At 66.9% G+C, this 10891-nt stretch carries 11 protein-coding genes; 10 read left to right on the forward strand and 1 reads right to left on the reverse strand.

The genetic code is table 11. The features are described from left to right. From QZ378_RS03945 to QZ378_RS03975, 7 genes are all read left to right on the forward strand, one after another. A partial coding sequence (locus QZ378_RS03945) for a sporulation protein YqfD (RefSeq protein ID WP_291257382.1) occupies positions 1 to 1103 on the forward strand: 1103 nt, incomplete at its 5' end. Then, the gene (locus tag QZ378_RS03950) at positions 1100 to 2086 is read left to right on the forward strand and encodes a PhoH family protein (RefSeq protein WP_291257383.1); all 987 of its coding nucleotides are present in this window, start codon (positions 1100 to 1102) and stop codon (positions 2084 to 2086) included. The genes QZ378_RS03945 and QZ378_RS03950, both read left to right, overlap by 4 nt. Further along, complete coding sequence (locus QZ378_RS03955) at positions 2083 to 2574, forward strand: hypothetical protein (protein WP_291257384.1); 492 nt, start codon at positions 2083 to 2085, stop codon at positions 2572 to 2574. Before QZ378_RS03950 ends, QZ378_RS03955 begins: the two co-directional genes overlap by 4 nt. Continuing rightward, a complete protein-coding gene (gene ybeY / locus QZ378_RS03960; RefSeq protein WP_291257385.1) occupies positions 2571 to 3083 on the forward strand; it encodes an rRNA maturation RNase YbeY in 513 nt (170 codons plus the stop codon). The genes QZ378_RS03955 and ybeY overlap by 4 nt, the downstream gene beginning before the upstream one ends. Before the next feature lie 1044 nt (positions 3084 to 4127). After that, complete coding sequence (gene era / locus QZ378_RS03965) at positions 4128 to 5021, forward strand: GTPase Era (protein ID WP_291257386.1); 894 nt, start codon at positions 4128 to 4130, stop codon at positions 5019 to 5021. Then, positions 5018 to 5770, forward strand: a complete 753-nt coding sequence (recO, locus tag QZ378_RS03970) for a DNA repair protein RecO (RefSeq protein ID WP_191380057.1) — start codon at positions 5018 to 5020, stop codon at positions 5768 to 5770. The genes era and recO overlap by 4 nt, the downstream gene beginning before the upstream one ends. A gap of 2 nt (positions 5771 to 5772) precedes the next feature. Beyond that, on the forward strand, positions 5773 to 6633 hold the full coding sequence (locus QZ378_RS03975) for a PhzF family phenazine biosynthesis protein (protein WP_291257387.1): 861 nt from the start codon (positions 5773 to 5775) through the stop codon (positions 6631 to 6633). Between the two features lie 53 nt (positions 6634 to 6686). Here QZ378_RS03975 and QZ378_RS03980 read toward each other — a convergent pair whose 3' ends face one another. Further along, the gene (locus QZ378_RS03980; RefSeq protein WP_191380055.1) at positions 6687 to 7244 is read right to left on the reverse strand and encodes a hypothetical protein; all 558 of its coding nucleotides are present in this window, start codon (positions 7242 to 7244) and stop codon (positions 6687 to 6689) included. Between the two features lie 95 nt (positions 7245 to 7339). Between QZ378_RS03980 and QZ378_RS03985 the strand changes: the two genes are divergently transcribed. The 3 genes from QZ378_RS03985 to QZ378_RS03995 all read left to right on the forward strand — a co-directional run. Next, on the forward strand, positions 7340 to 9712 hold the full coding sequence (locus tag QZ378_RS03985; protein ID WP_291257388.1) for an endonuclease MutS2: 2373 nt from the start codon (positions 7340 to 7342) through the stop codon (positions 9710 to 9712). Between the two features lie 322 nt (positions 9713 to 10034). Then, positions 10035 to 10298, forward strand: a complete 264-nt coding sequence (locus tag QZ378_RS03990) for an HPr family phosphocarrier protein (protein ID WP_087236703.1) — start codon at positions 10035 to 10037, stop codon at positions 10296 to 10298. Between the two features lie 69 nt (positions 10299 to 10367). Next, positions 10368 to 10891, forward strand: a 524-nt coding sequence (locus QZ378_RS03995; protein ID WP_291257389.1) for a VanW family protein, incomplete at its 3' end; no start/stop codon positions are given.

Consider the following 10891-nt stretch of genomic DNA (forward strand, 5'->3'; position numbering starts at 1 on the left):
GCCTCCGCCTCACCGTCACCCGGCAGGGCAGCGGCCCGGCCCGGGCGCTGGGGGAGAAGGTGCAGTGCACCGTCACCCCGGCGGGGCGGTCGGGGGTGCCCTTTTTCCTGGCCCGGTTCCGGCGGCGGTACGCCCTGCTGGTGGGGCTGGCCCTGTCCCTGACGGCGGTGTGCGTGCTGTCCCAGTTCATTCTCACCGTGGAGGTGGAGGGCAACCAGAGCGTCACCACGGCGGAGATCCTCACCGAGCTGCGGCGACAGGGGCTGGGCGTGGGGGCCTACGGCCCCGGCCTGGACGCCGACGAGGTGGGGCGGCGGGTGCTGATGAACCTGCCGGGGCTGTCATGGCTGTCGGTCAACCTCCACGGCACCCGGGCGGAGGTGCTGGTGCGGGAGGCGGTGGAGACCCCGGAGTCCGTGGACGGGACGGAGCTGGGGGACATCGTGGCCCGGGCCTCGGGGATCATCACCGGCATCGACGCCCTGTCCGGCGAGGCCCGCTTCGCCGTGGGGGACACGGTGGTGGAGGGGGATGTGCTCATCTCCGGCTCGGTGGTCCTGGACGCCCCCATGTACAGCGAGCGGGAGAACCTGGGCACCATGGAGGTGCGGGCCCAGGGACAGGTGTACGCCCGCACCTGGCGCACCCTCACCGCCGCCCTCCCCCTGGAGGCTCCGGTGAAGGCATACACCGGGGAGGAGCACAGCCGTTGGGCCCTGACCCTGTTCGGCCGGCGGATCGATTTTTTCGGAAAGAGTGGAATTTCCTTCCCGGAGTATGATAAAATAAGCCGTACCTGGACATTGACGCTGCCGGGCGGCCGGGAGATGCCCCTGGCCTTCACCCGGGAGACCTGCCGGGCCTACACCCTGGAGAGCGCCCCCGTGGAGACGGCGGCGGCCCGCGCCCTGCTGGAGGAGGAGCTGCTGGCGGCCCTCCGGGAGAGCGTGGGGGAGGGGGAGATTCTGAACGCCTCCTTTGCCGCCGCGGAGCGGGACGGCCTGCTGACGGTCACCCTCCAGGCCGAGTGCACCGAGGAGATCGGGCGGTTTGTGCCCAGAGAACATGCAGACTTTACACAGGAAAACGAGGCCGATTCATGATCGAACAGAGCATCAACGTGGAACGTATTGAGGACGCCATTGACATCTTCGGCTCCTTTGACGAGAACATCAAGCTCATTGAGCGGGAGCTGGGCGTCACGGTGGTCAACCGGGACTCTGAGCTGAAAATCTCCGGCGAGGCGGAGAACGTGCTCTACGCCGTCAAGGCCGTCCAGGGCCTGCTCAACCTGGCGGGCCGCAAGGAGACCATCACCGAGCAGAACGTGCGCTACATCATCAACCTGGTGAAGGCGGGCAACGAGGAGCACATCGGCGACATCGCCCGGGATGTGCTGTGCGTCACCGCCAAGGGCAAGCCCATCAAGGCCAAGACCCTGGGCCAGAAGCGGTATGTGGACGCCATCAAGAAGAACACCATCACCCTGGGCATCGGCCCGGCGGGCACCGGCAAGACCTATCTGGCGGTGGCCGCCGCCGTGGCCGCCTTCCGGGACAAGCAGGTCAACCGCATCATCCTCACCCGCCCGGCGGTGGAGGCCGGGGAGCGGCTGGGCTTCCTGCCCGGCGACCTCCAGTCCAAGGTGGATCCCTACCTGCGGCCCCTGTATGACGCCCTCTTTGAGATGCTGGGGGCGGAGACCTACAACAAGTACCTGGAACGGGGCAACATCGAGGTGGCCCCCCTGGCCTATATGCGGGGCCGCACCCTGGACGACTCCTTCATCATCCTGGACGAGGCCCAGAACACCTCCCGGGAGCAGATGAAGATGTTCCTCACCCGCCTGGGCTTCGGCTCCAAGATCGTCATCACCGGCGATATCACCCAGATCGACCTGCCGAAGGACACCGTGTCCGGCCTGAAGGAGGCCATGCGGGTGCTGGACGGGGTGGAGGACATCGCCATCTGCAAGCTGGGCGAGGCCGACGTGGTGCGCCACGTGATTGTCCAGCGCATCATCAAGGCCTACGAGGAGGACGAGAACCGGCGGGCCAGGAAGGAGAACCGGGAGGCGCGCAAATGACCACATTCTCCTGGTACGGCTATACCGTGGAGGTGGACGAGCCTGCCACCCGGGCCTGGTACGCCCAGGCCGGGGACTGGAGCTGTACCTGCGGCCACTGCCGCAACTTCCTGGCTCTGGCCAGGGCGCGGAAGCTGCCCGGGGAGCTGCTGGACATCCTGGATACGCTGGGTATCCCGCCGGAGAAGGCCACCTACGTCTGCGAGCTCTACCACGACGAGAGCTGGCGGGAGAAGGGCCTGCTCTACCAGGTCCAGTGGCGCCTGGCGGGTGCGGTGGTCCAAACGCCGGAGAGCAGGGAGAACGAGGGGACTTTTTGGGGCCCGCCGGTGCAGCTGCCGGGCTTCCACCTGATGCTGGGACACGAGACCTTCCCGGTGGAGCCGGACTTTCCGGAGCCAAACTTTGACCTGAATGTGAGCCTGTACCTGCCCTGGGTGCTGGACGAGCACGTGGACGGGCCGGGAAAGAGAAAGGACGAGCCATGAACCACGAAATTCTCATGGAGACCGAGGTGGACGGGGCGGAGCCCTACGCCGAGCTGCTGCGGCGGGTGATCCCCGCCGCCCTGGAGGCGGAGGGGGTGCCCTTCCCCTGCGAGGTGGACGTGCTGTTCACCGACGACGAGGGCATCCACGCCATCAACAGGGAGCAGCGGGATGTGGACCGGCCCACCGACGTGCTGAGTTTCCCCATGTTCAACCTGACCCCCGGCACGCCGCCCACATTGGACGATGTGGAGGTGGACCCGGGCACCGGCCTGGTGCCCCTGGGGGACATGGTGCTCTCCCTGGAACGGGCTGAGGCCCAGGGGGCGGAGTACGGTCACGGCCCGGAGCGGGAGGCGGCCTATCTGGCCGTCCACTCGGTGCTCCACCTGCTGGGCTACGACCACCTGGACGAGGGGCCCATGAAGGCCCAGATGCGGGCGCGGGAGGAGGCCATCCTGAATGGGCTGGGCATCACCCGAGCGGGCGGAGATGGGCCGGAATCGTAGGGCGCGGCATCCTTGACGCGCCGCCCGTTTCCCTGCCCGTAGGGCGGGGGCTTGCCCCCGCCGTCATTTACCGGGCCCACCGGGGGATGGGTCTGCCCGGCACGGTATGTCAACTGCCCGGCCCGTAGGGGCGGATATCATCCGCCCGCATCCGTAGGGGCGACCTGTGGTCGCCCGTCTGCCGGGGGTGCCCCCCGCGGGGCGCGCCCAATGGGGCCCCCGCGGCGACCCAACGGAGTGGTCGTCGTGGGGAGAGGAGGCCCAGCGGAGGGAATGAGCTTTCGGGCCTGCCCGGAAGCGAACGATCCGCAGCTTGGGCCGACGACGGCGCCCCCATTTCTTCCCAAAGAAATGGGGGAAAAGAAGGGCCGGGGGCTCTGCCCCCTGGATCCCCAAACGGGGGCTCGTGGCGGCGGTGGGTTGTACGGACAGGGCAAAGACCAACCGCGCATCGACGCCCGCTTCGTCGGCACAAGTTCCAGATCATTCGCTTCGCCGCATACGGCAAAGCTCACTCCTTCCACTGTGCCTCCTCTCCCCACCGAACCCGCTTCGCTGGGCTTCGGCGGGGGCCCCGTGTTCACTTGCGTCACAGGCGCTGCCGCGCCTTGGGCGGCACGCATCGGGATTACCCCGCAGGCCCTGACAGCCGCCGCGCTGTATCGGCTTGGCCCGCCGGGCCGCCATCGGTGCCATGCCGCTGAAATACCCCGGCGGCTGCTATAGTTTGGACCGGCGCCGTAGGGCGGGGGCTTGCCCCCGCCGCCTGCTGTCTCTGTTTGAAAATACCATCATAAAACTGCTCAAGAAAGTTGAGGATTACCTATGGACATCAAGAAATCCGGTATGGTTGCCATTGTGGGCCGGCGCCCCGCGCGGCTCACGCCCCGTGGGGACCCCAAGTGATTTTATCTGCGCGGGCCAAGTGAATTGGCCCGGCATCAAGGTTTTGGGCGCGGCCCAAAACGCTTGTACGCGCCAAAGGCGCGCCCGCTTCGCGGGTTGGGCCGGCGGGAAACGAAAGAGCAGATAAGGAGTGTCATTATGGACATCAAGAAATCCGGCATGATTGCCATTGTGGGCCGGCCCAACGTGGGCAAGTCCACCCTGACCAACGCCCTGGTGGGCGAGAAGATCGCCATCGTCACCAACAAGCCCCAGACCACCCGCAACCGTATCTGCGCGGTGGTGAACAAAAACGACTGCCAGTATGTGTTCCTGGACACGCCGGGCCTGCACCGGGCCCGTACCCGGCTGGGGGACTACATGGTGAAGGTGGTGCGGGAGAGCGTGGCCGACGTGGACGCGGTGCTCCTGCTGGTGGAGCCCATCGACCACATCGGCGCCCCCGAGGCGGAGCTGATCCAGCGCATCAAGGCCCTGAACGTGCCCGCCGTGCTGGTGATCAACAAGATCGACACGGTGGAGAAGGAGAAGCTGCTCTCCGTTATGCAGGTGTACGGGGCGGCCCACGACTTCGCCGCCATCCTGCCCATCTCCGCCAGGAACGGCGAGGGGGTGGACGAGCTGCTGGAGCTGCTCTCCCAGTTCCTGCCCGAGGGGCCCCAGCTCTTCCCCGAGGACATGATCACCGACCAGCCGGAGCGGCAGATCTGCGCCGAGATCCTGCGGGAGAAGCTGCTGCTCTGCCTGGACAAGGAGATCCCCCACGGCACCGCCGTGGAGCTGACCCGCTTCTCCGAGCGGGAGGACGGGGTGATCGAGCTGGACGCCACCATCTACTGCGAGAAGGCCAGCCACAAGGGCATCATCATCGGCAAGGGGGGCGCCATGCTCAAGAAGATCTCCTCCCTGGCCCGCTCGGATATGGAGCGGTTCCTGGACGCCAAGGTGTTTCTCCAGACCTGGGTAAAGGTGAAGGAGAACTGGCGGGACAACTTGAATTTGATCCATAACTTCGGATACCGGGACGAATGAGCGGCGCGCACATCAGCACCCAGGGGCTGGTGCTCCGGGAGGTCAACTACAAAGAGTCGGACAAGATTCTCACCGTCCTCACCGCCGAGGGGGGCAGGCGCACGGTCAAGGCCCGGGGCTGCCGCCGGAAGGGGAGCCCTCTGGCGGCCTCGGCCCAGCTGTTGGTCTACTCGGACATGACCCTGTTCGAGTACCGGGATCACTTCACCCTCAACGAGGCGGAATCCCTCCAGCAGTTCTGGCACATGAAGTCCGACGTGGTGAAGCTGAGCCTGGCCTCCTACTTCGCAGAGGTGATGGAGGCCGTGGCGGTAGAGGGGCGGCCCGACCCGGCGGCCCTGTCGCTGATCCTCAACGCCCTGTACGCCCTGGATCAGCTCAACAAGCCCCTGGCCCTGGTGAAGGCGGCCTACGAGCTGCGCCTCATGTGCCTGGCGGGGTATGAGCCCCTGGTGGACGCCTGCGCCGTCTGCGGCGTGCCCGAGCCGGAAATGCCCCGCTTCCACCTGACCGAGGGGGTGCTCCACTGCGCGTCCTGCCGGGTGGGGGAGGGGGACGACCTGCCCCTGACACCGGGGGCTGTGGCCGCCATGCGCCACATCGTCTACGGCAATCCCAAGCGGCTGTTCTCCTTCCAGGCGGACGGGGACAGCCTGGCCCGCCTGGGGCGGGCCTGCGAGCAGTTTCTCACCACACAGCTGGACCGGGGGTTTCGCACCCTGGATTTTTATCATCAATGGGGGAATTGACTATGAAGCTGTACGTCGCGGACGCTTTTACCACCCGGCGCTTTTCCGGCAACCAGGCCGGCGTGGCCCTGCTGGGAAGGGAGCCCTTCCCGGAGGAGGGCCTGATGCGCGCCCTGGCCGGGGAGCTGAAGCACTCGGAGACCGCCTTTGTGCGGCAGACGGGGGAGAAATCCTTCCACATCCGCTACTTCACCCCGGCGGAGGAGGTGGATCTCTGCGGCCATGCCACCATCGCCTCCTTCACCGTCCTGCGGGACACCGGGGCCATCGGGCCCGGCGACTACGCCCTCCACACCCGCTCCGGCGATCTCACCATCCAGGTGGGGGCGGACTCGGTGTGGATGGACATGGCGCCCCCCACCGACGGTCGGGGCTTCTCGGAGGAGGAGCAGGCGGAGCTCTACGCCGCCTACGGCCTATCCCTGGCCGACCGGCCTGACGGCCTGGAGGCCCAGGCGGTGAGCACCGGCCTGCTGGACATCCTCCTGCCCGTGAAGGATCTGGACGCCCTGGAGCGGGCCGTGCAGAACGAGGGGGAGGTCACCCGCCTGTCGGAGCACTACGGCGTGGTGGGCGTCCACATGTTCTGCGCCGGTACGGCGGATGCCACCGCCCACTGCCGCAACTTCGCCCCTCTGTATGCCATCCCGGAGGAGGCCGCCACCGGCACCTCCAACGGGGCCCTGACCTACTACCTGTTCCGCCGGGGCCTGGTGGCCGCCGGGGCGGACAACCGCTTCGTCCAGGGGGAGAAGATGGGCAAGCCCTCGGAGATCCTCAGCCGCCTCACTGAGACGGAGGGCGGCGTGAAGGTGCAGGTGGGCGGCCGGGCGGTGCTCACCCTGCGGTGTGAGCTGCTGTAAACACCTGCTGAGGGGCAGAAAAGCGCCGCGGGCACAGCCCGCGGCGCCAGTTCTCAGGCCACGCCGAACTGCCGGATGATGCCGGTGGCCATGTACTCCCCCATCTCCTGGGCCAGCCGATCCAGCAGCAGGTAGGAGGAGCTGATGGCCCGGTAGTTGCCCAGGAGATCCTGATCCGCGGCCTGGCAGAGCAGGTTGGTGTTGTGGGTGAACATGGAGCCCCAAAGGCTGCTCTCCCAGTGGGGGTTGAGCTCCGCCAGCCGCTGGGCGGTGAGGCGGTTGAGTTCCAGCCACTGCTGGCGGATCTGCTCGGCCTGCCGGCGCTGGCGCTGCTTCAGATGCTCCAGATAGGTGTCGTAGTAGTGATAGAGGGGGGAGCCGTCCGCGGCCGCCCCGCTGGTCAGGCTGACGCCGTAGTACCGCTCCATGATCTGGTCGTAGTGGGCGGGCTGGGTCTGGAGCTCTTGGTAGATGCTGTCCGCGTTTTCCGCGTCGAACAGGCGGCTCTGCATATACATGAGGGCCCAGAAGGAGCTGCCCCGCCAGGCGTTGACGCTGGCGTTGAGCAGGATCAGCTGGGCCTCCGTGAAGGTGTAGGAATCAGTTTCCATGGGAATCCCTCCTGCCCCAGCCTACGCGCCGGAGGGCGCATCTGTGCGGCGGGACGGCTCTCCCGAGAAATTTCAAATAGGATGAACAAGACGATATGACCGATTTATTTGAGAAATCCATACAGACCTTAGAGCTGCCCAAGGTGCTGGAGCGCCTGGCGGAGCAGGCGGTGACGGAGGAGGGCAAGGAGCGCTGCCTGGCGCTGCGCCCCCTGACCGACGCCGACGATGTGCAGCGGGCCCTGGACGAGACCAGCGCCGCCGTCCAGATGACCGCCCTGCGGGGCAGTCCCTCCCTGTCCGGCGTCAAGCCGGTGGCCCCCTCCCTCCAGCGGGCCCACATGGGGGGCGCGCTGAACACCCGGGAGCTGCTGGACATCGCCGCCGTGCTGCGGGCGGCCCGCTCCGCCAAGGAGTACGGCGAGGGGGAGGGCGACCGGGCCAAGACCTGCATCGACCACCTGTTCCGCTCCCTGACGGCCAACCGCTTCCTGGAGGAGAAGATCACCGGCTCCATCCTGGGGGAGGACGAGATCGCCGACGCGGCCAGCCCGGAGCTGGCCTCCATCCGGCGGCACATCCGGGCCACCGCCTCCAAGGTGCGGGACATTCTGAACAAGCTCATCTCCTCCAACCAGGCCAAGTACCTCCAGGAGGCCATCATCACCCAGCGCAACGACCGCTTCGTGGTGCCGGTGAAGTCGGAGCACAAGAACGACGTGCCCGGCCTGGTTCACGACGTGTCCTCCTCCGGCTCCACCTTCTTCATCGAGCCCATGGGGGTGGTGAAGGCCAACAACGAGCTCAAGGAGCTCCAGTCCCGGGAGGAGAAGGAGATCGAGCGCATCCTGGCGGAGCTGTCCGCCGACTGCGCCCAGTTCGGGGAGGACATCGCCCAGGACTACCGCCTGCTGATCTTCCTGGACGTGATCTTCGCCAAGGCCCAGCTGTCCTACCGGATGCGCGCCTGCGCACCCAAAATCGCCGAAAAGGGCCTCTACCTGCGCAAGGCCCGCCACCCCCTGCTGGATCCGGACAAGGCGGTGGCCAACGACCTGATGCTGGGGGAGGACTTCGACACCCTGGTGATCACCGGCCCCAACACCGGCGGCAAGACCGTCACTCTCAAGACCATCGGCCTGCTCACCCTCATGGCCCAGTGCGGCCTCCACATCCCCGTGGGGGACGACAGCCGCGTCAGGGTGTTCGACCGGGTGCTGGCCGACGTGGGGGACGAGCAGTCCATCGCCCAGAGCCTGTCCACCTTCTCCTCCCACATGGTGAACATCGTGGGCATCCTGAAGGAGGCGGACGACCGCACCCTGATCCTCTTTGACGAGCTGGGGGCGGGCACCGACCCCATCGAGGGCGCGGCCCTGGCCGCCGCCGTCATCGACAGCGCCCGGGAGATGGGGGCCCTGGTGGCCGCCACCACCCACTACGCCGAGCTGAAGGTGTACGCCATGACCACTCCGGGGGTGGAGAACGCATCCTGTGAGTTCAACGTGGACTCCCTGGCCCCCACCTACCGGCTGCTCATCGGCATACCCGGCAAGTCCAACGCCTTCGCCATCTCGGAGCGGCTGGGCCTGCCCAAATCCATCATCCAGAAGGCCGCCGCCCGCATCGACGCGGAGAACGTGCGGTTTGAGGACGTGCTCACCCAGCTGGACGAGCAGCGCCACCAGATGGAGAAAGAGAAGGAGGCCGCGGCAAAGCTCCGCCGGGAGATGGAGGAGACGGCCAAGGCCAGCCGGGAGTACAAGGCCCAGCTGGAGGCCCAGCGGGCCAAGGCGGTGGAGAAGGCCCAGGCGGAGGCCCGGGCCATTCTGGACGAGGCCCGGGACACCGCCGAGCAGACCTTCCGGGAGCTGAACGAGATGCGCCGCCGCCAGCGTAAGGAGGAGGACTGGCAGCGGGTCAACGACGAGCGCTCCGCCCTGCTCCACAGCCTCAACCAGGCGGAGGGCAAGCTGGGCCAGCGGCCCCAGGAGCCCGCGCCGCCCCCCACCCGCCCGGCCAAGGCGGGGGACACGGTGGAGCTGGTGAAGATGGGCACCCAGGCCACCGTCCTGTCGGTGAACAAGGACGGCTCTCTCCAGCTCCAGGCCGGCATTCTGAAAATCTCCGCCAAGCAGGACGAGGTCCGGGTGGTGGAGGGGGAGACCCAGAAGGCGGCCAAGAAGGTGGTCCAGCGGGCGGAGCACAAGCTGCGGGCCATGGGGGCCTCCCCGGAGGTGGATCTCCGGGGCATGATGGTGGACGAGGCCATCGGCGCTCTGGATCTCTTCCTGGACAGCGCGGTGCTGGGCAAGCTCAACGAGGTGCGCATCATCCACGGCAAGGGCACCGGCGCGGTGCGCCGCGCGGTGCGGGAGCACCTGAAGCGCAGCCGCTATATCAAATCCTTCCGCCCCGGCCGCTACGGCGAGGGGGAAGATGGCGTGACCATCGCCGAGCTGCGATAGAACAACCCCCGTCCCACGCGGGAACGCGTGGGGGGCCTCCGGGGGGAATCGATTCCCCCCGGAAGGCGCGGCTCGGAGCGAAGCGACAGGCTTTCCGCAGAAAGCCTCCGCGCCGTGAGGATGGCGTTACCATCGCCGAGCTGCGGTGACACTGTCCGCGTTGCGTGGACAACAGGACACCAAAAGGTGGACAAACGGCGCTGATTCGTCTTTTTCTACAGTCCATTCCATGTTATTTGTGTATTTTGATATTGACGGTTTGGGATAAATTTGCTATCCTATAATACGTAGTATGCGAATGCATCTTTGGGGGGAAAACGCTATGTATATGAAAGAGGCAGTTGTGAACAACCAGGTCGGTCTGCACGCCAGACCCGCCACGTTTTTCATCCAGAAAGCCAATGAGTTCAAGAGCTCCATTTGGGTGGAGAAGGACGAGCGCCGGGTGAACGCCAAGAGCCTGCTGGGTGTGCTCTCTCTGGGGATCGTGAAGGGGACTTCCATCAACCTCATCGCGGACGGCCCCGACGAGAAGGAGGCCGTGGAGGCGCTCATCGAGCTGATCTCCTCCAACTTCGCTGAGTAAGTCAAACGAGCGAGAGAAAAAAGCGCCGCAGCTGCGGCGCTTTTTTTGATAGACGGGAGGTGTGGAGAGATGGATCGCAGGCTGACTCCCGAGCCCCGGCGGCGGGGCGCTCTGCGGCTGAAGCTGGGGGCGCTGGTTTTGTGCTGCCGCCGGCGGCTGTACTGGCACACCGGCGGCCTGCGCTTTGCCCGGTCCCGCCCCGGGGCGGCGTGCCCCCACCTGTGGGCGGAGCACCGCACCCCCCTGCTGCGCCAGCTGCGGGGGGAGGATATGGCCCTCCAGCGCAGCAAGGTGACCAATCTGCGCCTGGCGGCGGCCAGGCTGGACGGCCTGACCCTGGCGCCCGGCGAGACCCTGTCCTTCTGGCGGACGGTGGGCAGGCCCACCCGGCGGCGCGGCTATGTGGAGGGGATGATCCTGCGCAACGGGCACGTGGCCTCCGGTATCGGCGGGGGTCTGTGCCAGATGACCAACCTGCTCTACTGGATGACCCTCCACACCCCCCTGACGGTGACCGAGCGGTGGCGGCACGGCTACGACGTGTTTCCCGACTCCAACCGCACCCAGCCCTTCGGCAGCGGGGCCACCTGCTT

This window comes from Flavonifractor sp., from assembly GCF_019422385.1.
Lineage (GTDB): Bacteria > Bacillota > Clostridia > Oscillospirales > Oscillospiraceae > Flavonifractor > Flavonifractor avistercoris.

Bases quoted from the DNA above. Each gene is read 5' to 3' on its own strand.
- QZ378_RS03990 (WP_087236703.1), top strand. From the start codon at position 10,035: ATGTATATGAAAGAGGCAGTTGTGAACAACCAGGTCGGTCTGCACGCC.
- QZ378_RS03985 (WP_291257388.1), top strand. From the start codon at position 7,340: ATGACCGATTTATTTGAGAAATCCATACAGACCTTAGAGCTGCCCAAG.
- QZ378_RS03950 (WP_291257383.1), top strand. From the start codon at position 1,100: ATGATCGAACAGAGCATCAACGTGGAACGTATTGAGGACGCCATTGAC.
- QZ378_RS03975 (WP_291257387.1), top strand. From the start codon at position 5,773: ATGAAGCTGTACGTCGCGGACGCTTTTACCACCCGGCGCTTTTCCGGC.
- ybeY (WP_291257385.1), top strand. From the start codon at position 2,571: ATGAACCACGAAATTCTCATGGAGACCGAGGTGGACGGGGCGGAGCCC.
- QZ378_RS03980 (WP_191380055.1), bottom strand. From the start codon at position 7,244: ATGGAAACTGATTCCTACACCTTCACGGAGGCCCAGCTGATCCTGCTC.
- QZ378_RS03955 (WP_291257384.1), top strand. From the start codon at position 2,083: ATGACCACATTCTCCTGGTACGGCTATACCGTGGAGGTGGACGAGCCT.
- recO (WP_191380057.1), top strand. From the start codon at position 5,018: ATGAGCGGCGCGCACATCAGCACCCAGGGGCTGGTGCTCCGGGAGGTC.
- era (WP_291257386.1), top strand. From the start codon at position 4,128: ATGGACATCAAGAAATCCGGCATGATTGCCATTGTGGGCCGGCCCAAC.